This is a genomic window from Streptomyces sp. HmicA12 (assembly GCF_000373565.1).
Classification (GTDB): domain Bacteria; phylum Actinomycetota; class Actinomycetes; order Streptomycetales; family Streptomycetaceae; genus Streptomyces.
Map to the genome: position 1 here is coordinate 165101 of NZ_KB891797.1, position 22117 is coordinate 187217.

General features: G+C 73.3%; 19 protein-coding genes. 8 read left to right on the top strand and 11 right to left on the bottom strand.

Going from position 1 to position 22117, the window contains the following annotated elements; genetic code table 11:
* The first annotated feature begins 65 nt into the window (after positions 1-65).
* Together B072_RS0100875 and B072_RS0100880 are read left to right on the top strand one after the other, a co-directional pair.
* Entirely contained in the window at positions 66-446 is a 381-nt protein-coding gene (locus B072_RS0100875) for a hypothetical protein (protein WP_018528039.1), read from the top strand.
* Positions 443-709: a DUF4031 domain-containing protein gene (locus B072_RS0100880; protein WP_018528040.1), complete on the top strand. Its 267-nt coding sequence runs from the start codon at positions 443-445 to the stop codon at positions 707-709. Before B072_RS0100875 ends, B072_RS0100880 begins: the two co-directional genes overlap by 4 nt.
* Here the strand turns inward: B072_RS0100880 and B072_RS0100885 are convergent.
* Together B072_RS0100885 and B072_RS0100890 are read right to left on the bottom strand one after the other, a co-directional pair.
* A complete protein-coding gene (locus B072_RS0100885) occupies positions 666-1880 on the bottom strand; it encodes a Cmx/CmrA family chloramphenicol efflux MFS transporter (RefSeq protein ID WP_026245328.1) in 1215 nt (404 codons plus the stop codon). The genes B072_RS0100880 and B072_RS0100885 overlap by 44 nt on opposite strands.
* 79 nt (positions 1881-1959) lie before the next feature.
* Positions 1960-2667 (bottom strand): hypothetical protein, encoded by a 708-nt coding sequence (locus B072_RS0100890; protein WP_234018772.1) that lies wholly within the window; start codon positions 2665-2667, stop codon positions 1960-1962.
* A gap of 31 nt (positions 2668-2698) precedes the next feature.
* On the opposite strand from B072_RS0100890, the gene B072_RS0100895 reads away from it, so the two are divergent.
* The gene (locus B072_RS0100895; RefSeq protein WP_026245329.1) at positions 2699-3373 is read left to right on the top strand and encodes a maleylpyruvate isomerase family mycothiol-dependent enzyme; all 675 of its coding nucleotides are present in this window, start codon (positions 2699-2701) and stop codon (positions 3371-3373) included.
* A 404-nt stretch (positions 3374-3777) separates the two neighbouring features.
* On the top strand, positions 3778-5751 hold the full coding sequence (locus tag B072_RS0100900) for an ATP-binding domain-containing protein (protein ID WP_018528044.1): 1974 nt from the start codon (positions 3778-3780) through the stop codon (positions 5749-5751).
* 290 nt (positions 5752-6041) lie between these two features.
* Here the strand turns inward: B072_RS0100900 and B072_RS0100905 are convergent, their stop codons facing one another.
* Complete coding sequence (locus B072_RS0100905) at positions 6042-6737, bottom strand: copper homeostasis protein CutC (RefSeq protein ID WP_018528045.1); 696 nt, start codon at positions 6735-6737, stop codon at positions 6042-6044.
* 86 nt (positions 6738-6823) lie between these two features.
* Positions 6824-7687, bottom strand: coding sequence for a hypothetical protein (locus tag B072_RS0100910; protein ID WP_018528046.1), 864 nt, complete (start codon positions 7685-7687; stop codon positions 6824-6826).
* 184 nt (positions 7688-7871) lie between these two features.
* On the opposite strand from B072_RS0100910, the gene B072_RS0100915 reads away from it, so the two are divergent.
* Positions 7872-10136, top strand: a complete 2265-nt coding sequence (locus tag B072_RS0100915; protein WP_018528047.1) for a heavy metal translocating P-type ATPase — start codon at positions 7872-7874, stop codon at positions 10134-10136.
* A gap of 238 nt (positions 10137-10374) precedes the next feature.
* Positions 10375-11574 (top strand): glycosyltransferase 87 family protein, encoded by a 1200-nt coding sequence (locus B072_RS0100920; RefSeq protein ID WP_018528048.1) that lies wholly within the window; start codon positions 10375-10377, stop codon positions 11572-11574.
* On the opposite strand, the gene B072_RS0100925 is transcribed toward B072_RS0100920, so the two are convergent.
* A complete protein-coding gene (locus B072_RS0100925) occupies positions 11532-13175 on the bottom strand; it encodes a DNA repair helicase XPB (RefSeq protein ID WP_026245331.1) in 1644 nt (547 codons plus the stop codon). The two genes, B072_RS0100920 and B072_RS0100925, sit on opposite strands and share 43 nt — an antisense overlap.
* 106 nt (positions 13176-13281) lie before the next feature.
* Positions 13282-15735, bottom strand: coding sequence for a helicase-associated domain-containing protein (locus tag B072_RS0100930; RefSeq protein ID WP_018528050.1), 2454 nt, complete (start codon positions 15733-15735; stop codon positions 13282-13284).
* A 147-nt stretch (positions 15736-15882) separates the two neighbouring features.
* On the opposite strand from B072_RS0100930, the gene B072_RS0100935 reads away from it, so the two are divergent.
* A complete protein-coding gene (locus B072_RS0100935; RefSeq protein ID WP_026245332.1) occupies positions 15883-16926 on the top strand; it encodes a hypothetical protein in 1044 nt (347 codons plus the stop codon).
* A gap of 7 nt (positions 16927-16933) precedes the next feature.
* On the opposite strand, the gene B072_RS0100940 is transcribed toward B072_RS0100935, so the two are convergent.
* The 4 genes from B072_RS0100940 to B072_RS0100955 form a co-directional block, all read right to left on the bottom strand.
* Positions 16934-17911, bottom strand: coding sequence for an ABC transporter substrate-binding protein (locus B072_RS0100940; RefSeq protein WP_018528052.1), 978 nt, complete (start codon positions 17909-17911; stop codon positions 16934-16936).
* A gap of 230 nt (positions 17912-18141) precedes the next feature.
* Complete coding sequence (locus B072_RS0100945) at positions 18142-18939, bottom strand: ABC transporter ATP-binding protein (protein WP_018528053.1); 798 nt, start codon at positions 18937-18939, stop codon at positions 18142-18144.
* Positions 18936-20006 (bottom strand): FecCD family ABC transporter permease, encoded by a 1071-nt coding sequence (locus B072_RS0100950; protein ID WP_018528054.1) that lies wholly within the window; start codon positions 20004-20006, stop codon positions 18936-18938. Before B072_RS0100950 ends, B072_RS0100945 begins: the two co-directional genes overlap by 4 nt.
* Positions 20003-21016, bottom strand: a complete 1014-nt coding sequence (locus B072_RS0100955) for a FecCD family ABC transporter permease (protein ID WP_026245333.1) — start codon at positions 21014-21016, stop codon at positions 20003-20005. The genes B072_RS0100950 and B072_RS0100955 overlap by 4 nt, the downstream gene beginning before the upstream one ends.
* Positions 21017-21123: 107 nt before the next feature.
* Between B072_RS0100955 and B072_RS0100960 the strand changes: the two genes are divergently transcribed.
* Positions 21124-21789, top strand: coding sequence for an HAD family hydrolase (locus B072_RS0100960; RefSeq protein ID WP_026245334.1), 666 nt, complete (start codon positions 21124-21126; stop codon positions 21787-21789).
* Here B072_RS0100960 and B072_RS0100965 read toward each other — a convergent pair.
* Entirely contained in the window at positions 21768-22028 is a 261-nt protein-coding gene (locus tag B072_RS0100965; protein ID WP_026245335.1) for a hypothetical protein, read from the bottom strand. The genes B072_RS0100960 and B072_RS0100965 overlap by 22 nt on opposite strands.
* Positions 22029-22117: the final 89 nt, after the last annotated feature.

The following is a 22117-nucleotide window of genomic DNA, read 5'->3' on the forward strand; positions in this document are numbered from 1 at the left end:
TGCGGCTCACACGCCCCTGCCGTAGGGCTCACACGCCCCTTGCGCCGCGGGCGCACAATTGGGGGATGGACACCATCAGCCCCCTGGAACAGGCCCTGCACGCGGCCCGCGCGCTCGTCCTCGCCGACCTGAAGGCGGTGGACGTCGCCGACGCGGACGTCGTCTCGCTGGTCGAGGAGTCGATCGCGCAGCGGCGCTGGTGGGTGGAGCAGTGGCCGGAGGGCGTCGAGTTCGTCACCGGGCTCGTGGCGCAGGACGTGAAGGACGGGATCCTGGAGCGGTACGGGCGCTGGCCGCTCTGCCCGGTCTGCGGCCCGGGGTCCGGCACGGAGGGGCCGCACGCGCTGGACGTCGAGCCGGAGCTGGGGGCCGACCCGCACTGGGTGTGCTCGGAGGCGGGCGTGGTCGTGGCGCCGGTCGGCTCGCTCGGGACCGTCGCCGGGTGACCCTCTACATCGATCCGCCGGACTGGCCCGGTCACGGCCGCATGTGGTCGCACCTCGTCAGCGATGTGTCGTACGACGAACTGCACACGTTCGCAAGGGAGTTGGGAGTGCCGGAGCGCGCCTTCGAGCGCGATCACTACGACCTTCCGTCGCACCGTTACGCGGACGCGGTGCGGGCCGGGGCCGTGGAGATCGGCTCGAAGGAGCTCGTGCGGCGGCTCACGGACGCCGGGCTGCGGCGGCCGAAGGGGCGGCCCGCGTAGCGCCGCGGGCCACGACCTTGGAGGCGGTCCTCCGGTGCAGCCGCAGCGACACCGCCGTCAGGGCCAGTGCCGTGACCGTCATCGCGCCGCCCGCCCAGGCGACGGCCGGGTAGCCGAGGTGGGCGTCGATGACCGTGCCGCCGAGCCAGGGGCCGCCCGTGTTGCCGAGGTTGAACGCGGCCGTCGCGGTGGCGCCCGCCAGCGTGGGGGCGGCGCCCGCGACGTTGAACATCCGGGCGTTGAGGGCCGGGGCCGTGAAGAAGGCGGACAGGCCGAGCAGGAACGACAGGCCGACCGCCGCGACCGCGACATGGCCGAGCAGGGCGAGCGCGGCCAGGAAGACCGTCGACGCCGCGGTGCCCGTCAGCAGCACCCCGAAGAGGTGCGCGTCCGCGACCCGGCCGCCGACCGTCGTGCCGACCAGCGCGCCGACGCCGAACAGGGCCAGCACCGCGGGGACCCAGCCCTCGTCCAGGCCCGCGACGTCCGTCAGGAACGGGGACAGGTAGCTGAACGCGCAGAAGACGCCGCCCGCCGCCAGCGCCGTCACGGCGATCGACAGCCACACCTGACGGTCCGCGTAGATCGACAACTCGCTCTTCAGGCGCGGGCGTTCGGCGGCCAGGGGGATGCGCGGGACGAGCGTGAGGATGCCGACGAGCGCGATCGCCGAGGCCGCGCCGACCGCCCAGAACGCCGCGCGCCAGCCGAGCCCGTCACCGAGGAAGGCACCGGCCGGGACGCCGAGCACGTTCGCGATCGACAGGCCGCCGATCATGACCGCCATCGCGCGGGCCCGCTGGTTCATCGGCACCATCGCGATGGCCACCGCCGCGCCGACCGCCCAGAACCCGGCGCAGGCCAGCGCGGACACGACGCGGGACGCGAAGAGGACCGCGTACGAGGGGGCGAGAGCGCCCGCGATCTGGCCCAGGCCGAACACGGTGATCAGGGCGATGAGCGTGGTGCGGCGCGGCAGGCGCAGCGTCGCCACCGCGAGCAGCGGGGCGCCCACCACCATGCCGATCGCGAACGCCGAGATCAGCAGGCCGGCCTGCGGGATCGTGACGTCCATGTCGTCGGCGATCGCCGGGAGCAGCCCGGAGAGCATGAACTCGCTCGTGCCGAGGGCGAAGACACTCAGGCCGAGTATGTAGACGGCCAGGGGCATGGCGGTGCGGGCGGGATTTCGCGGCATGCAAGGGGCAACCGGGGGATGGGGGGTGGCATTCCCGGCGACCGCCACGCCTTCAGGCGGTCAGCAGCCGCAGCTCCGTGGAGAGGTTCTCCCGGGCCGGGGCCTCCCAGTTCGCCTTTCCGTACGGGGTCCTGAACAGCCTTGGGAGAGAGAGGAGTTGGCTGAGCACCGCCGCCCGGCCGCTTCTGAAGGCTTCGTCGGGGACGAACGCGTACTCCTCGCGGACCGCTCGCGTATAGGCCGCGTACGGCTCCGGGGGCGACGCGAGGATCGCCAGGTCGGCGTCGCACAGGGCCTCGCCGTTGGTGTCGTCGTCGGCCGGGTCGTGGGTGACCGTGAGGCGGACCAGGCGGGCCACCTCGGCGATCCGGTCCGCCGCGAGACCGGCCTCCGCCAGCGCCCGCTCGGCGAGGGCGGCGGACCGCTCCTCGTTCTCCGAGCGGTCCGGGCGGTACACCGCGTCGTGGAACCAGGCCGCGAGCCGCACCAGCGCCGGGTCCGCCGCGTGCTCCTCCAGTACGTCGATGTGGTCGAGGACCGCGGTGAGGTGCGCGGGGGTGTGGTACCGGCGCTGTGGTTCGGACCAGCGGGTCAGCAGGGCGTGGCCGTATCGGTCCGGGTCGACGGCGCCGGTGTCCGCCTCGTCGGTGTCGTCGGTGTCGTCGGTGTCCAGCGCGCCGAGGAGTGCCGAGCGCCAGCGCCGGATCAGCTCGTCGTGCCGGGGGTCGCCGTCCGTCATCTCTGTCGTCGTCTCCTTCATGGGACGACCTTAGGCGCCCTACCGTGTGGCCATGACTGCAGACACCGTACGGACGAAAGAGCGTGACCCCGGGCTGCCGGGACGCCTGCTGGTCTCCGAACGGGACGTCCTCGTACCGTTGTTGCGGGCCAGGCCCGACGCCGACTTCGCCCGCTACACCGCGTGTCCGGGGTGGACCGTGCGGGATGTGCTCGCGCACTGCTCGGCCGCGCTGATCCGGGTCGTGGAGAGCCGGTTCGAGGCCGGGGTGTTCAGTCCCGAGTGCAACGACCGGGACATCGCCGAGCGCGCCGACCGGAGCAACCAGCAGATCGTCGACGAGCTGGAGCGCGGCATGACCGACGCCGGGGCCGCCATCGCCGCGGCGGGCGGCCGCCTCGACGGGGTCGCGCTGGGGGAGTGGGTGCACGCGGGGGACGTACGGGACGCGTTCGGGGAGCCCGGGGCGTATGCCGGGGTCGGGCTTCCGGTGGCCCTCGAACTGCTGGCGCGGATCACTCGTGACCGGGGGCGGGTGGCGCTGCACGCCGATCTGGACGACGTGGACGAGCCGCTGGTGCTCGGGGCCGTCGCGGGCGAGGGGCCGCCGGCGCGGTACATCGGGGATGCGGCGACCTTGGTGCGGTTGTGCGCGGGGCGGCCGGTGGTGGGGGCGCGCTATGAGCTGGCCGGGGTGCGGGAGGCTGAGCTGAATTTGTTCGGGTGAGCGGGTGCGGGGGGTGGTTCGTTGCCGGGTGCGCGTGGGTGGTGGCCGGTCGCGCAGTTCCCCGCGCCCCTTTTCGCCTGAGCGTCTGCCGGGTTCCCTTGTCGCGCGGCGGAAGGTCGCGGGGAACTGCGCGAAGCAGGGCCACCGGGCCGCAGTCGCGAACGAAAGCGCATCCGGCACCGGCACCGGCCCCCGCGGAAATCGTTGGCACCGGCATTCAGGCGTCACGTAGAATCGCCCGTCTTTCCCGCCTCCCCTTGCCGGAGTGCCGCCGACCGGTCGGAAACCGGGCGGCCCGTGACGTACATATCTCGGAGCCGGAGGCAGAACCCGTGAGTCAGCCAGCGTCACCGCTCGACCGTGAGCGCGCACACCTAGCCTCGTCCCGCTCCGCACTGCGGGCCATGCGCGAGGACGTGCAGGCCCTGGACATCCGTGACGTCACCGCGAACTGGGTGAACGCCGAGGTGCTGCAGCGCCAGATCGACGAGCGGATCAAGGCGCTCGCCGACCTGAGTCACACCCCGCTCTTCTTCGGGCGGCTCGACTACCTGCACGCGCCGGGCGCCGACCGGGCCGAGGGTGCCGAGGGGGAGCAGTTCTACATCGGGCGGCGGCACGTGCACGACGCCGACGGCGACCCGATGGTCATCGACTGGCGCGCGCCCGTATCGCAGCCGTTCTACCGGGCCTCGAAGAAGGACCCGCTGGACGTCGCGCTGCGCCGCCGGTTCGGTTACACGGGCGGGGAGTTGACCGCCTATGAAGACGAGAACCTGACCGACCCCGCCGAGGTCGAGCGGACCAGCAAGCTGCTCCAGCAGGAGATCGAGCGGCCGCGCGTCGGCCCGATGCGCGACATCGTGGCCACCATCCAGCCCGAGCAGGACGAGATCGTCCGTAGCGGCCTCGCCGGGTCGGTCTGCGTGCAGGGAGGGCCCGGGACCGGAAAGACCGCCGTCGGCCTGCACCGTGTCGCCTATCTGCTGTACGCGCACCGCGAACGGCTCGCCCGCACCGGCACCCTCGTCATCGGACCCAACAAGTCCTTCCTCCACTACATCGAGCAAGTGCTGCCCGCGCTCGGCGAGTTGGAGGTCAAGCAGGCCACTGTCGACGATCTCGTCGCGCACGTGGAGGTGCGGGGCACCGACGACGCGAGCGCCGCGCTGGTGAAGGGCGACGCCCGGATGGCCGAGGTGCTGCGGCGCGCCCTGCGCTCGCACATCACGCCGCCGACCGAGGGCGTCGTGGTCGTGCGCGGTTCGCGCCGGTGGCGTGTCGCCTCGTACGAACTGGAGGAGATGGTCTCCGAGTTGATGGCCCGCGACATGCGGTACGGGGCCGCGCGCGAGGCGCTGCCGCAGCGGATCGCGCACGCCGTGCTCGTCCAGATGGAGCGGGCCGGGGAGGCTCCCGACGACCGCGTGCAGAACGCCGTCGCGCGCAACGCCGCCGTGAAGGCCGCCGTCAAGGAGATCTGGCCGCCCGTCGACCCGGCGAAGCTGGTGCTGCGGCTGCTGTCGGACCCGGACTTCCTGGCCGAGCACGCGGCCGGGCTGTTCGACGAGGCCGAGCAGAAGGCCATGCTGTGGGAGAAGCCGGCGCGCAGCGTGAAGACCGTCAAGTGGTCCGCCGCGGACGCGGTGTTGATCGACGAGGCCGGCGATCTCGTCGAGCGCACGCACTCGCTCGGGCACGTGGTGCTCGACGAGGCGCAGGACCTGTCGCCGATGCAGTACCGGGCGGTCGGGCGGCGCGCCACGACCGGTTCCGTGACCGTGCTCGGCGACCTCGCGCAGGGCACGACCCCGTGGGCGACGCGGAGCTGGGCCGAGGCGCTGTCCCATCTGGGCAAGCCGGACGCCGTGGTGGAGGAGCTGACGGCCGGTTTCCGTGTGCCGTCCGACGTCATCGCGTACGCGTCCCGGCTCCTTCCGCACATCGCGCCCGGGCTCGCTCCGGTGGCGTCGGTGCGGGAGAACCCCGGGGCGTTCGAGGTGCGGGCCGCCGCCGGGGACGACGACGTGGTCGCGGCCTGCCGGGAGGCGCTGGAGTACGAGGGGTCGATCGGGCTCATCGCGGCGGACGCGCGTTGCGCGGCGCTGGGGGAGCTGCTGACGGAGGCGGGGCTCACGTTCCTGGCGCCCGGTGAGGAGACGACCGCCGAGTCGCGGCTCACGCTCGTGCCGGCGTCGCTCGCGAAGGGGCTGGAGTACGACTACGTGGTCCTCGACGAGCCCGCGGCGGTGGTGAGCGGCGAGCCGGACGAACGCACCGGGCTGCGCCGCCTGTACGTCGCTCTGACCCGCGCGGTGTCGGGGCTCCTGGTGGTCCACGGGGCGCCGCTGCCGGAGGAGTTGGGGGCCGCCGCGTAGGCGCGGCCGAGCCTCTTACGCCTTCGCGTCTGCCGGGTGCGCTTGGTTCGCGGCTGCGGGCCGGTGGTCCTGCTGCGCGCAGTTCCCCGCGCCCCTGGGAGCGAGCTTCGCTCGCCCAGGGGAGGCTGCGCGCAGCGCATGCCTCAGGGGCGCGGGGCTGTGCCCATCAGCGGCTCCGCCGCGGGGCGCGACCAGCCACGACGCACCCACAGCCGCGAGACGAACCGCCACCCGGCAGACGCGAAGGCGAAAAGCCCCGCCGGGCCCGCACCCGCAACCCCGGCGGCGCCCTACGCGTCCAGCGCCTCCCGCCACACCCGTACCGCGTCCGCCGAGACCGGCCCGTCCCACCCGCGCGGTCGCGACGCCCCGCCGATGTGGAACGCCGAGATCCCGGCGGCCCGCAGGCCGGCGACGTGTTCGAGGCGGAGGCCGCCGCCCACCAGGATCTGCTGCTCGTACCCGGGCTCGCCGGAGGCGGCCCGTGCCGCCTCGGCGACCAGGACGTCGAGGCCGGCGTCGACCCCGTCGGCCGAGCCCGCGGTCAGATACGTGTCGAGCCCCGGCAGGTCCGCGAGCTGCTTGCGCAGCGCGTCGCGGTCCGCGGCCCGGTCGACGGCCCGGTGGAACGTCCACCGGCAGCCGTCCAGCTCGCCCACCAGACGCTCGACGGCCGCCAGGTCGGGGCCCCCGTGCTCGTCCAGGAACCCGAGCACGAACTCGTCCGCGCCCGCGGCCCGCAGCGTCCGCGCCCGCTCCACCAGAGCCGACACGTCGCCGGCGGCGAAGCCGTCCGCGAGCCGCAGCATCACGCGCAGCGAAATGTCCACGGCGCCGCGGATCGCCGCGAACGTCTCGACCGACGGTGTCAGACCGTCCGCGGCCATGTCGGTGACCAGCTCGAGCCGGTCCGCGCCCCCGGCCTGGGCGGCGATCGCGTCCTCGGCGTCGAGGGCGATCACCTCCAGGACTGCACGCTTGCTCATGAGGCTCTGGCTCCTGTCGCGCGTCGACCCGGCCCCGAACCCTCGGCGGATACGGCTTACAGGTCTAGTCCAATGTCCCGCTCAGCCTACGCCGCGTGCACGGTGAACGCAGCCGTCCTGACCTTGCCGTCGTGCTTGAAGTCCAGGAAGAGCCGGTACGTACCCGTGCTCGGCGCGGTCGCGGTGAAGGAAACCTCCGGCCCCGGCCTGCCGTCGTGCGGGTGAACGTGAAGGTACGCGAGATCCCCGGAGCGCAGCGCGACCAGGTGCCCGTACGCGCCGAGATACGGCTCCAGATCGGTGACGGGACGCCCGTCCTTGCTGACGCCGAGAGTGAGCTCGCTCGCGGTGCCCGGCCTCAGTTCGCCGTCGACCCGGACCTCGTACCCGTCCGCCGTGCGTGCCGTCGCCGCGTGCGGGGGCAGTGGCGCGGGTGCGTACGTCCCCGCGACCCCGAGCCCGGCGCCGAGCGTGAGCCCCTCCTCCTCGCCGCGCGGCGTGAAGTCGGCGAAGACCCGGTAGTCGCCCGCCTTCGGCAGCGAGACCGGGGTCGACCAGGTCCCGTCGGCCGCCCGCACCGGATGCAGATGCCGGTACGCGGTCAGGTCGCGCGAGGCGACGATCAGGTGCAGCTCCTTGCCGTGCTCCTTCGTGTACGAGGTCAGGGGCTTGCCGGTGGCGTCCTTGGTGATGGTGAAGCGGAGCTCGCCGGTGCGGCCCGGCAGTCGGTCGCGCTCCAGGTCGAGCGTGTAGCCGCGCTCGGAGACCTGGAGTCCGCCGGGCGTGGTGTCGGCGGCGGCCGCGGGGGCGGCGGCGTGCTCGTCGTGCGCGGCCGGCCGCTTCTCGTCCCCGGCGACGACCGGGTCCGCCGCGCTGCCGACCCCGTACGCGGTCCCGAACGTGGCGGCCGCCGCGGCGGTGAAGGCGGCGATCTTCAGTCCTGTGCGCATGACGGGCTCCTCGGTTGGCTGGTCGGCGGGGCGGTCGGCGCCTGGGCGTCGCCGTTGTCACGAAGATACCCCTAGGGGGTATCAAGTCAAGCCCGGTCCGACCTTGCTCACGATACCCCCGAGGGGTATAAATGACGAACGTCACGGGGTACCCGCCCCGGGTACCGGCTACCGAGGAGGCACCATGTCGGCGCACACCGTCGCCCCACCCGCGCAGGTGGAACTCGCCATCGGCGGCATGACCTGCGCGTCGTGTGCCGCCCGTATCGAGAAGAAGCTGAACCGGATGGACGGCGTCGAGGCGACCGTCAACTACGCCACCGAGAAGGCGAAGGTCGCGTACGCGGACGGGGTCGAGGTCGCGGACCTGATCGCGACCGTCGAGGCCACCGGATACACGGCGCGGGAGCCCGCCCCGCCCGTGCCTGTGCCGGAGGGCGGCCCCGCGGCCGGCGCGGACGACGAGCTGCGTCCGCTGCGTCAGCGGCTGATCACCGCGGTGGTCCTCGCCGTGCCCGTCGTCGCGATGGCGATGATCCCGGCCCTCCAGTTCGAGTACTGGCAGTGGCTGTCCCTGACGCTGGCCGCGCCCGTCGTGACGTACGCGGCCTGGCCCTTCCACAAGGCGGCGTTCACGAACGCGCGGCACGGCGCCGCGACGATGGACACGCTGATCTCGCTCGGCACCTCGGCCGCGTTCCTGTGGTCGGTGTGGGCGCTGTTCCTCGGCACCGCCGGCACGCCCGGCATGACGCACCCCTTCGAGCTGACCATCGGCCGCGGTGACGGCGCGGGGAACATCTACCTGGAGGCCGCCGCGGGCGTCACCGCCTTCATCCTCGCGGGCCGCTACTTCGAGGCACGCTCCAAGCGGAAGGCGGGCGCCGCGCTCAGGGCGCTGCTCGAACTGGGCGCCAAGGACGTCACCGTCGTCCACGAGGGCGGACACCGACAGACCGTTCCGGTCGGCGAGTTGAAGGTCGGGGACCGGTTCCTCGTCCGGCCCGGCGAGAAGATCGCCACCGACGGCACCGTCGTCGAGGGCTCCTCCGCCGTGGACGCCTCCATGCTCACCGGTGAGTCCGTGCCGGTCGAGGTCGCGACCGGCGACGCCGTCACCGGTGCCACGCTCAACGCCGGCGGCCGGCTCGTCGTCGAGGCCACCCGTGTCGGCGCCGACACCCAGCTCTCCCGCATGGCCAGGCTCGTCGAGGACGCCCAGAACGGCAAGGCGGCCGCGCAGCGTCTCGCCGACCGCGTCTCCGGGGTCTTCGTCCCCGTCGTCATCGCCCTCGCCGTCGCCACCCTCGGCTTCTGGCTCGGCAACGGCGCGGGCTGGACGGCCGCCTTCACCGCGGCCGTGGCCGTCCTGATCATCGCCTGCCCGTGCGCCCTCGGCCTCGCCACGCCCACGGCCCTCATGGTCGGCACGGGGCGCGGCGCGCAGCTCGGCATCCTCATCAAGGGCCCCGAGGTCCTGGAGACGACCCGCAAGGTCGACACGATCGTCCTCGACAAGACCGGCACGGTCACCACGGGCCGGATGACACTCCTCGCCACGCACGTCACGGACACCACGTCCAAGGGTGAAGTCCTGCGGCTCGCGGGCGCGTTGGAGCACTCCTCCGAGCACCCCGTCGCGCAGGCCGTCGCGGCGGGCGCGCTGGCCGAGGCCGGTACGCTCCCCGCTCCCGAGGACTTCGTGAACATCGCCGGGCTCGGCGTCCAGGGCGTCGTCGAGGGGCACGCGGTCCTCGTCGGCCGTGAACAGCTGCTGGCGCAGTGGGAGATCCGCCTGCCGGTGGAACTGGCGCGCGCCAAGGCGCGGGCGGAGGCCGCCGGCCGTACGGTGATCGCGGTGGCCTGGGACGGGGAGGCCCGCGCGATCCTCGAAGTCGCCGACGCCGTGAAGGAGACCAGCCCGGACGCCGTCCGCCGGCTGCGTCGACTGGGCCTGCGGCCCGTGCTGTTGACCGGGGACAACGAGGCCGTGGCCCGCGCCGTCGCCGCCGAGATCGGCATCACCGACCCGGCGGACGTCATCGCCGAGGTCCTTCCGCAGGACAAGGTCGACGTCGTCAAGCGCCTTCAGGGCGAGGGGCGTTCGGTGGCCATGGTCGGTGACGGGGTCAACGACGCGGCGGCGCTGGCGCAGGCCGATCTGGGGCTCGCGATGGGGACCGGTACGGATGCGGCGATCGAGGCCGGTGACCTGACGCTCGTCCGCGGTGACCTGCGCTCCGCGGGCGACGCGATCCGGCTCTCCCGCAAGACCCTGGGCACGATCCGGTCGAACCTGTTCTGGGCCTTCGCGTACAACGTGGCGGCGTTGCCGCTCGCCGCGGCGGGGCTCTTGAATCCCATGATCGCCGGGGCGGCCATGGCCTTCTCCTCGGTCTTCGTGGTCGGTAACAGCCTGCGGCTCCGCGGATTCCGTCCCGGGTTCTGAGGTTCGTCGCGGGGTGCGGGCCCGGTGGGGGCTGGTCGCGCAGTTCCCCGCGCCCCTGAGGCATGCGCTTCGCGCAGCCTCCCCTGAAGGCCGCAGGCCTTTCAGGGGCGCGGGGAACTGCGCGAGAAGCCCCCACCGGCCGTCAGCCGAGGGCGAAGCCGGTTTTCAGGGGCGCGGGGAACTGCGCGAGAAGCCCCCACCGGCCCGCAGTCGCGAACGGCGCATAGAGTCGCCCACTGTGATCACCCGCGCACGCAAAGTCACCCCGTACGTCCTCGCGGCAGCCTCCGTGGCCGCGCTGCTCGCCCTCTGTGCCCTCCAGCGCGCCCCGATGGCCGACGTCCTGGTCTACCGGGCCGAGGGCCACGCGGCGGCGACGCGTGGCGCGGACCTGTACGGATTCACCGTCACCGAGTGGCAACTGCCCGCCACCTACCCCCCGTTCGCCGCGCTCCTGTTCGTGCCGACGACGTGGCTGCCGCTGCCCGCGCTCAAGGCCGTCTTCCTGCTCGGCAACATCGTGCTCACCGCACTCCTGGTGCAGCTGTCCTGCCGTCGCCTCGCGGGACTGCGGCCGGCCGGGGCCACGGTCTGCGCGGTCGCCGGCGGAGCGCTCTGGCTCGAACCCGTCTTCCAGACCGCCGTGTTCGGCCAGATCAACCTGGCCCTGGCCTGCCTGATCCTCTGGGACCTGACCCGCCACGACACCGCCCGCTGGAAAGGCGTCGCCCTCGGTGTCGCGACCGGCATCAAGCTGACGCCCGCCGTCTTCATCGTGTACCTGTTCCTGGCGGGCCGCCGCCGCGAGGCCGCCCGCGCGACCGCCGGATTCGCCGGCACCGTCGCCGTCGGCGGGCTCGTACTCCCGTACGCCAGTGGGGAGTTCTGGACCGGGCGGCTCTACGAGACCGGGCGCGTCGGCAAGGCGTGGATCGTCGACAACCAGTCGCTGCAAGGGCTGGTGGCCCGGGCGCTGCACACCGCCGAACCGGGACTGCTCTGGGCCGTCCCGGCGGCCCTCGTCGCCGCCGCGGGGCTGTACGCGGCGACCCGCGGGGCCCGGACGCCCGCCCAGGGCATCGTGCTCACCGCCCTGACCGCGCTGCTCGTCTCACCGATCAGCTGGTCCCATCACTGGGTGTGGTGCGTGCCGCTGCTCGCGCTGCTGTGGGCCGGGGGGCATCGGCGTACGACGGTCGCGCTGGCGGTGGTGTTCACCGCCCGCACCATGTGGATCCTGCCGCACCAGGGCGACCTGGACCTTCAACTGCCTTGGTGGCAGCAGCCGTTGGCGGCGCCGTACCCGCTGCTCGGGGTGGGCGTGCTGGGCCTCGCGGTGCTGGACGCCCGGCGGCGCCGCGACGCACACCCCGCCCCGTCCGGAGCGCCGGTGCGTCAGCTGCCGGCCAGCAGTTCGTCCGCGTCCACGATCCGGTAGGCGTACCCCTGCTCGGCCAGGAACCGCTGCCGGTGCGCCGCGAAGTCCTGGTCGATGGTGTCGCGGGCGACGACCGAGTAGAAGCGGGCCTCGTGCCCGTCCGCCTTCGGCCGCAGCACCCGGCCGAGCCGCTGCGCCTCCTCCTGGCGCGAGCCGAACGTGCCCGACACCTGGATCGCGACCGTCGCCTCCGGCAGGTCGATGGAGAAGTTCGCGACCTTCGACACGACGAGGACGCTGATCTCGCCCTCGCGGAACGCGTCGAAGAGCTTCTCGCGCACCGCGTTCGTCGTCTCGCCCTTGATGACCGGGGCGTCCAAGTGGGCGCCCAGCTCGTCGAGTTGGTCGATGTACTGGCCGATGACGAGGGTCTGCTCGCCCGCGTGCTTCTTCACCAGCGCCTCGGTGACCTTCCGCTTGGTGGCGGTCGTCGCGCAGAAGCGGTACTTCTCCTCCTGCTCGGCGGTGGCGTACGCGAGCCGCTCGGAGTCGGTGAGGTTGACGCGTACCTCGACGCAGTCCGCCGGGGCGATGTAGCCCTGCGCCTCGATCTCCTTCCACGGGGCGTCGAACCGCTTCGGGCCGATGAGTGAGAAGACGTCGGACTCGCGCCCGTCCTCGCGTACGAGGGTGGCGGTCAGCCCGAGGCGGCGGCGCGCCTGGAGGTCGGCGGTGAACTTGAAGACGGGCGCGGGCAGCAGGTGCACCTCGTCGTAGACGACCAGGCCCCAGTCGCGGGAGTCGAACAGCTCCAGGTGCGGGTAGACACCCTTCCGCTTCGTCGTCAGCACCTGGTACGTGGCGATGGTGACCGGGCGGATCTCCTTCTTCGTACCGCTGTACTCGCCGATCTCGTCCTCGGTGAGCGAGGTGCGCTTCACCAGCTCGTGCTTCCACTGGCGGGCGGAGACGGTGTTCGTGACGAGGATGAGCGTGGTCGCCTTGGCCTCGGCCATCGCCCCGGCCCCGACCAGCGTCTTGCCCGCGCCGCAGGGCAGGACGACGACACCGGAGCCGCCGTGCCAGAAGTTCTCCACGGCCTGCTTCTGGTACGGGCGCAGCGACCAGCCGTCCTCGGCGAGCTCGATGGGGTGCGCCTCGCCGTCCACGTACCCGGCGAGGTCCTCGGCGGGCCAGCCCAGCTTCAGCAGGGTCTGCTTGATCTGGCCGCGCTCGGAGGGGTGCACGGCCACGGTGTCGGCGTCGATGCGGGCGCCGACGAGCGGCTGGATCCGCTTCGAGCGGAGGATCTCCTCCAGGACCGGGCGGTCGGTGGACGTCAGGACGAGGCCGTGCGCCGGGTGCTTGCTCAGCGTCAGGCGCCCGTAGCGGTCCATCGTCTCCGCGATGTCGACGAGCAGCGCGTGCGGCACCGGGTACCGGCTGTACTCCACGAGCGCGTCCACGACCTGCTCCGCGTCGTGCCCGGCGGCCCGCGCGTTCCACAGGCCGAGCGGCGTCAGCCGGTACGTGTGGATGTGCTCGGGCGCCCGCTCCAGCTCGGCGAACGGGGCGATCGCCCGGCGGCAGTCGTCGGCCTGCTCGTGGTCGACCTCGAGAAGCAGGGTCTTGTCCGACTGGACGATGAGTGGACCGTTCACGCGCGGCACCCTTTCTGCTGGGCCTGGCCCGGTGTGGCCAAACGTCCAGTGTGCCTCATGGGGTGCCGTGCGGGTGTTCGGTCGGCTGCCCCGGGCGCGAACGGGGTCACCCCGCGTCGGGCGCCAGCTCCGCCACCCCCGTCACCCGGTGCAGCGGATACGTCCGGACCTCGTCCGCCGTGTGGTCGTACGCCGTGACGAACCCGCCCTCGACCCGGATCGGCGCGATGACCCGCTGGCTGGCGGAGCCCTCCGCGTTGACGTAGCCGATCCACAGGGTGTCGCCCGTCATCACCGCGGCCTGCATCGTGGCGAGGGTGTCCGCGGGGGTGGTGCGGGGCAGCTCGCCGTTGGCCGCCGGGGCCTGCTTGCGCGGGGTCGTGGCCGCCGTGTCGCCCGCTCTGATGGCCCGGATCGCGGCGTCGAGGAGTGTGCCGTCGGGCAGCGGGGGGCCGTCGGGCACCGGCTCGGGGGCCGTGCGCGGCGGGGTGCGGTGGGCGTGCGCGCGGGCGATCAGGACATCGCCCTCGGGGGTCTCGGCGGCCGGGGCGAAGCCCATCGCGCGCAGCCCTTCGAGGAGCGTGCCGGGGTCGGCCTGGGCGGCGAGGACGGTGGGCGCCAGGCGGCGCAGGCGCAGACCGGCGGCCCGCTTGTCGGCGAGGATCTCGCCGAGCACGGCGTCGTCGTCGCAGCGCACGTACGCGGAGGCCGCGCCGATCCGCAGATGCCCGTGGCGCCGGGCCACGTCGTCGATGAGGTACGCGAGGGGCTGGGGGACGGGCGTGCGGGAGTGGGCGCCCAGGAAGGTGTGCAGGTCGGAGGCGGTCCGCCCGGAGTCGAGCGCGCGGCGCACCGAGCCGGGCGTGAAGCGGTAGACCGTCGCGCCGCCTCTCGACTCCACGTCGGCGAGGACGGCGAGCGCCTCGGCGAGCGGGCGCACCAGCGGTCCGGGGGCGACCGCCGTCAGGTCGGCCTGGAGGAGTACGTGGTCGAGCGGTTCCGGCAGCAGCGGGGCGAGCAGCTTCTCGGCGCGGGCCGCGGTGGCCGACGCCTCCAGGGCGGTCCCTCCGGGCTCTCCGGGCTCACCGGGCTCTTCGTGTACGGGCAGCAGCGCCCGGCCGTGCGCGGACAGCGCCCCGCGGCCGGTCAACCCGATCAACTCGGCCTCGGCGAGCGTCCATCGGGTCAGGCGCGTGCGCAGGTCGAGGGAGGCGGGGGAGGGCCGCTCCCAGGTGAGGCGGGCCGTCAGCGACTCCGGGGCGGGCGCGGCGCCCTCCGGCAGGGTGCCGAGCAGGGCCAGCACCCGGTGGCGCACCTCGGGCGCCGCCGAGCGGTCCAGGTGCGGGCCGAGGGCGGACAGCGTGCGGTCCTTGCCGTCCCGCCCGCCCACCAGGCCGGACGTCCGCGTCGCCGACAGCCACGCCGTGGCCAGGCGGGTCCACCGCTCGGCCGGGGGACGCTCCAGCCACGCGTCGTACTCGGGGGTCGCCGCGTACCGCTCGTCGGCCTCGCCGTCCGACGCGATCAGACCGGCGGCGTAGGCGAGTTCGACCCAGAAGGCGGCCGTCTGCTCGGTGGTGTCGAGGGCGGTGGCGGTGCGCTTGAGGTCGCGCACGCTCAGGCCGCCCGCGCGCAGGACGGCGGGCCCGCCCTCGTCCCAGTCCTTCAGCAGTTCCTCGACGGTGTCGAGCGCGGTGTACGCCTGCGCCGCCGCCGTCGCGTCCACAACCTGTGGACGGTGCGCCGCCTTCTCCTCGACGGCGGGCGCCAGCGGCTCCAGCGCGCGGTGCGCCCGGCCGCCGCGCAGGTGCAGCGCGGCCTCCCGGGGCAGCACGACCGTGCCCGGATTCGTCGGCACCAGCAGCGCGCGGTCGAGCAGCCAGCGCAGATGGGCCGCGGGCCGGGCCGTCACCTGCCCGTACGGCGGTCCCCACAACAGCCGGTTCAGCACCTCGATGGACTCGGCCGGGGCCTCGTCGAGCAGCGCCGACATCCGGTGCGGGTCCGTGAACAGGGCCGTCAGCGCGGAGACCGCGGACACCGGGTCGTGGGTGGACGGCAGGCCCGCCGCCGCCACGATCTCCTGGATGCGGCCCGGCGACATGCCGGAGGTGGCCTCGGCGACGGTCGGGCCGAGGCCGGTGGGCGACGGATGCTGCGGCGCGGGCACGAGCAGCTCGCGGGCCGTGCGTACGAGGCGCAGCTGGTCGTCGCCGCCCCAGGCGAGGGCCTGCTCGCGCAGGGTGGCCACGGCACGCGGCAGCGCGTGCGTCGTGTCGGGGCCCGGCAGCAGGCTCTTCAGCGTCCCGTACGTCGTCGGGTCGGGGGCGACCGCCAGCGCCTGCGCCACCTGCTGCGTGAAGCGGTCCAGGCGGTCCAGTGCGCGGATCACCGAGGCGCGGGTGCCGGCCCGGGTGGCGAGCTGGGTGAGGTCGTTCGGCACCGGATTGAGCAGGTCGGGGCGGGCGCGCAGGAGACGGGCCAGGGACACGTCGTCCCGGGCGCGCAGCGCTTCCGCGAGGGAGCGGGGTGCCGCCGGTGTCTGCTCGTTGGGGCTCATCTGTCCCACGGTAGCGGGTGGCCATATCAAGCCCCTCCGGTGAGGGAGGAGCGGGGTCCGGGTCGCGGCCCCGTGGCCCGGAACACGCCGGGCCGCACCATTCGCGATACGGTCGGATGCCAACTGCTGCACCCCGGAGGGGACTTCGTGGGGATCGAGAGTGATCAGCTCGTCTTCGACTATCTGAGCCGGGTCGGGGACCTGGCCCAGCAGCGCCAGCTGCCGTCCGCGACACGAATGCGCCTGGTCACGGAGTTGCGCGGGGAGATCGACCGGCGCAGAGCGAGGACGACCGTCGACAGCCCGGCCGCCGTGCGCCGCATCCTCGACCGCCTCGGCACGCCGGACCGGATCGTCAGCGGCGCCCAGGAGGGCGGGTCCGCCGCGGCCGACCCGGCGGCGCCCCTCATCCGCCCGCTGCCCGAGCAGCGCTCCACCAAGGACGAGCGGAGCGGCGGGCTGCGCCGCAGGGTGCCGCGCCCGCGCCGCGAGCCCGCCCCGGAGCAGCCGGCCGACGCACCGTCGCCGCCGCACCTGGCCGGCACCGACGAACTCGGCGTGCCGGGCGGCGACACGGACTGGTGGCGGATCGGTGACGGCGCCCCGGGGGCCGGGCTGTCGCTCACCGACACGGACAGCGTGCCGGGGTTCACGGGCGGGGTGGAGATCCCGGACATACTCAAGCCGCCGAGGCGCCGCCCCGACGGCCCGGACCTGCGCAAGCGCCCGGAGCCGGAGGCGGTGGAGGACGACGAGGAGGCCGACGAGGCCGAGGCGCAGGACGAGGAGGCGGTCGAGGAGCCGCGCGCCTTCCGGCGCCGCCGGACCGTGCCCCGTATGGCCCCGGCCGGAGGCTGGACCAACCCCCTGCTCCTGCTGGCCGCCGCGGCCCTCGTCGTCGGCGCGGTCCTCGGCAACATCCTGGTCCTGCTGGTCGGTTGGGCCGTCGTCTACCTCTCCCGCCGGCTGACCGTCCTGCAGAAGAAGTTCGCGGTGTTCGGCCTGCCCGCTCTGGCCGTCGTGGGCGGCATCGTCTGGCTGTGGGGGCGCGGCGAAGGGAAATGGGGCGCGCCGCTCGCCGACGGGCGGATGAGCGGCGCGTTCCAGGAGACCTGGCCGTGGGTGCTGCGGTGCGCCGCGTTCGCCTCGGCCCTGTATCTGCTGTGGCGGTCGCAGCGCCCCCGGATCTGAATCGGTCCTACCGGGCCAGGTCGGACCGGAGCTCGGAGAGGATCTGGTTCGCCGCCGTGTAGCCGATGCCCTGGATCCACAGTTCGTCGTCCACCTGGTAGACCTTGCCGTCCTTGACGGCCTTCAGGTTCTTCCACAGGCCGCTCGTGGTGGTCTCGGTGACCTTCGCCCGGCCCGGCCTCCCGTACGTCGACGTGTAGATGACGTCCGCGTCCGCCTTGTCGATCTGCTCGGGGCTGACGTCGTACGAGAATCCGTCCTTGGCCTTGTCGGTGATCGCGGGCCGGCCGAGGCCGATGTCGGCGAGGATCGTGCCGATGTAGTTCTGCTTGCCGTAGATCCGGATGTCGGCGCCCTCCACGAACCGGACGACGTTCACCTCGGTCCTCGCGGCCTTCGCTCTGCCTCCCAGTGCCTCGGTGACGGCGGCGACATGGGTCTCGTACGTCTTGACGGCCTTCTTGGCCTGCGCCTTCTTGCCCAGGGCGTCGGCGTGCACGAGGAAGTTCTGCTTCCACGGGTAGCCGGTCGTCTCCGTGAGCACGGTCGGGGCGATGGCGCTGAGCTGCTGGTAGCGCTGCCCGTCGCGGATCTTGCTGCCGAGGATCAGGTCGGGCTTCAGCCCGGCGATCTTCTCCAGGCTGGGGTTGGCGATCTCGCCGACCTCGGTGATGCCGCTGGTCCTGTCCTTCGGAAGGTACGAGAGGAACGCGTCCTCGGCGCCCGCGCGCGTGGCGCCGACCGGCTTCACACCGAGGGTGATCGCGGAGTCGAGCTCGGCGGTGTCCAGGACGACGACGCGCTTCGGTGCGTTCTTCACTTTTACGTCGCCCATCGCGGTCCGCACCGTATGAGTGGTGCCCGCGGTGGTGGGGCCGGAGCCCTTCTTCCCCGAGTCGTCGGAGGTGCAGGCCGTCAGGGTCAGGGCGGTGCTGAGGGCGAGGGTGGTGAGGAGGGTGCCGCGGCGCTTGAGGGAGGCGTTCACTGTGGTGCCTTTCGGGTCGTCGGGCTGCCTTGCGTGGGTGCGTTGCCGGGTGCTCGTTTCGTCGTGGCTGGTCGCGCAGTTCCCCGCGCCCCTGGGACGAGCTCAGCTCGTCCAGGGGAAGGCTGCGCGGAGCGCATGCCTTCAGGGGCGCGGGGAACTGCGCGAAGCAGGACCACCGGTCCGTAGCCGCCCGTGAAGCAGGAGCCAGGCAGACGGACCGGCGAGGGCGATCACGGCGCCGGGGCGTGCCAAGGCGAACCCGGGACGACCAGAGGGGACCCCGTGACCGGGTCGGGGACCACCACGCACTCCAGGCCGAAGACCTCGCGCACCAGCTCCGCCGTGACCACCTTGCCCGGCTCCCCCTCCGCCACGATCCGCCCCTCCTTCATCGCCACCAGATGATCGGCGTACCGTGCGGCCTGGTTGAGATCGTGCAGCACGACAGCGACCGTACGCCCCTTGTCGTGGTTCAACTGGCGTACCAGGTCCAGGACTTCGACCTGGTGCGAGATGTCCAGGTAGGTGGTCGGCTCGTCCAGGAGCAGGATCTCCGTCTCCTGCGCGAGGGCCATCGCGATCCAGACCCGCTGCCGCTGGCCCCCGGAGAGTTCGTCGACGCCGCGGTCCGCGAGGGCCGCGACGTCGGTGCGTTCCATCGCCTCCGTGACGGCCCGCTCGTCCGCGTCGGACCACTGCTGCCACCAGTGCTGATGCGGCTGCCGCCCGCGCGAGACCAGATCGGCGACGGTGATCGCCTCGGGCGCGACCGGCGTCTGGGGCAGCAGCCCGATCTGCTGGGCGATCCTCTTGGTGGGCAGCTCGGCGAGCGCCTTGCCGTCGAGGACGACGGACCCGCCGGCCGGCTTCAGCAGCCGCCCGAGCGCCCGCAGGGTCGTCGACTTGCCGCACGCGTTGGGGCCGACGATGACGGTGACCTGCCCGTCGGGCACGGCCAGGTCGAGCTCGCGCACGACGACCCGGTCGTCGTAGGCGAGCGTCAGGTCGCGGGCCGAGAGCCGGCTCATGAGGTACCTCCGGAACTGGCGCGGACAGCGGCCCGGCCACGCACGATCAGCCAGATCAGATAGGGCGCCCCGACGGCGGCCGTCAGCACGCCCACCGGCAGTTCGGTCGGCGAGAACAGACGCCGGGCCAGCAGGTCCCCCACCACCACGATCAGCGCGCCGAGCAGCGCCGACGTGACCAGCGGGATCTGTGCCGTACGCGTCACCCGGCGGGCGATCTGCGGCGCGAGCAGCGCCACGAAGTCGACCGGCCCGGCCGCGCCCGTGGCCAGCGACGCGAGCACCACGCCCAGCGCGACGAGCCCGAGCCGTACCCGCCCGAGCCGCACCCCGAGCGCGGTCGCCGTGTCGTCGTCCAGCGAGACGGTGCGCTGCGCGCGGGCGGCCCACGCGACGCAGGGCGTGAGCAGCAGCAGGCTCCAGGCCAGCGGCTGCGCCTCCGCCCAGCCGCGCCCGTTGAGGGAGCCCGTCATCCAGATCTGCGCCTGCTGGGCGACGAGATAGTCGCCCTTGGTCATGAACAGGGTCGTCACCGACCGCAGGGCGATCGCGAAGCCGATGCCGATCAGCACGAAGCGCGTGGCGTGCAGCCCGCCGCGCCACGCGAAGACGTAGACGAGGGCCGCGGCCAGCACGCCGCCGCCCACGGAGACGTAGGGCAGATACGCGTACGAGGTGAGGCCGAAGGTCATGGCCGCCACGGTCACCGCGCTCGCGCCCTGGCTGATGCCGATGATGTCGGGGCTCGCGAGGGGGTTGCGGGCGACGGTCTGGATCAGGGCGCCCGCCACACCGAACGCCGCGCCCACCAACAGGCCGACGACCATGCGGGGTTCGCGCAGGGTGCCGACGACCAGCTCGTCCGGCGACGGCTGCCCGGTGAGGACCTTGAAGACCTCGGCGGGGCCGATGAACTGCTCCCCGACACAGAGGTACGCCACACAGCTCACGGCCAGCGCCACCGCGCAGACCGCCGCGACGACGGTCGCCCGCCGGTGCACCAGGAACCGGGCGCGGCCGGCGCGGGCGACGGCGTACCCGGCGGGACGTATGCCGATGCCGCTCACGCCGGTACCGCCTTCCTGCGCACCAGCGTCACGAGGAACGGCACCCCGATGAGCGCGGTCATCACCCCGGCCGGCACCTCGCTGGGCGGGAAGATCACCCGGCCCACCGTGTCCGAGACCAGCAGCATCACGGGCCCCACGAGCGCCGCCATCGGCAGCAGCCAGCGGTGGTCGGAGCCGACCACGGCGCGCGCGATGTGCGGCACGGCGAGCCCGATGAAGGCGATGGGCCCGGCGGCCGCGACCCCCACACCGGTCAGCACGGTCGCGCCGAGCCCGCCCACGATCCGTACGGTCGCCACCCGCTGCCCGAGCCCCTTCGCCACGTCCTCGCCGAGCGCGAGCGCGTCGAGCCCGCGGGCGACGGACAGCACGAGGACCACGCCCACCAGCAGGAACGGCCAGGTCTGGCCGATGAGATCGGCGTCACGGCCGGACAGCGATCCGACCTGCCAGAACCGGAACTCGTCGAGCGCCGACGCCTTGGTGGTCAGCACGGCGGTGGTCACCGACACCAGCAGCGCGTTGATCGCGGCGCCGCCGAGCGCGAGCTTCACGGGCGTCGCCCCGCCCCGCCCGCTCGCGGCGATCGCGTACACGGCGACGGACGCGATCCCGGCCCCGGCGAACGCGAACCACACGTACCCGGTCAGCGTGTGGATGCCCAGGTACGCGAGGGCGAGCACGACACCGACCGAGGCGCCCTGGCTGATGCCGAGGATGCCGGGGTCGGCGATGGGGTTGCGGGTGATGCCCTGGAGCACGGTCCCGGCCAGCGCGAGGGACGCGCCGACCATGATCCCGACGACGGTGCGCGGCACGCGCAGCCCCCGTACGACCTCGGCGGCATCGCTGTGCCCGCCGTGCAGCAGGGCGTCGAGGACGGCGGACGGCGCGATCGGGCGGGCGCCCACCGCGAGGCTGAGCAGCACCGCGAGCGCCAGGGCCACGACGGCCGCCACGATCGCACCTGCCCTGACAGCACCGACGGCACCGGGTCTGACGGGCATGAGCGTGCTCTCCCAGGAGGTGAGGCCGAGGCAGGGGCGGGGCTTGGTAAGGCTTAGCTAAGTATGTGCTGTGAAGGCTCATCGTATGCCGGGGCAGAATGGCGTTCATGGCTGCCCTCACAGATCCCGCAGATCCCGCGTCCGCCACGGAAACCGGCGCGGGCCCCGTCGTCGGCTTCGACCTCGACATGACGCTGATCGACTCGCGCCCCGGGATCCGTGCGACCTGGGTGGCACTGGCCGAGCAGACCGGCGCGTACGTCGACGTCGACCTGGTCGTCTCGCGCCTCGGCCCGCCGCTGACCGACGAGATGGCCAACTGGTTCCCGGCCGACCGGATCCCGGCCATGACCGACCTCTACCGTGAGATGTATCCCACATACGCCATCGAGCCGACGCTGCCGATGCCGGGCGTCCGCGAGACGGTCGCCGCCGTGCACGCCGCGGGCGGCCGGGTGGTCGTCGTCACCGCCAAGTACGAGCCCAACGCGAAGCTGCACCTGGCCCACCTCGGCATCGACGCGGACGTCGTCGTCGGTGATCTGTGGGCGGAGGGCAAGGGGGCGGCGCTGGAGGAGCACGGCGCGAGCGTCTACGTCGGCGATCATGTCGGTGACGTACGCGGAGCACGCACCGCGCAGGCGCTGTCGGTCGGCGTCACCACGGGCCCGTGCGACGCGGACGAACTGCGTGCCGCGGGCGCCGACGTGATCCTCGCCGGCCTGACCGAGTTCCCGTCCTGGCTCGCGGGCTACGTGGCCGAACGCGCCTGACGGCGCTGGACGGCGATCCCGCGCAGCACTCCCGCCGCCGCCAGCAGGAAGCCGACGCCCATCAACATGCACACCGCGTAGGCGACCGGCGGGAACGGGTCGGTGTGGAGGAACAGCGGGGCCACCGTGACGAGGGTGGCGACCGCCCCCACGACGAAGACGATGCCGCCCGCTTTCACGAGTCCGTCGCCCGGACCGGTCTCGGCCGCCCGGGAATTGGCTTGGGTTTTGTCACGCACCCCGCCAGGGTAGTTCCCAGCCCATAAGGACAAACAGCGGGCAGGCACGGGACGGTCACGGGACGGCCACAGAACGTCTTGTCACCGGC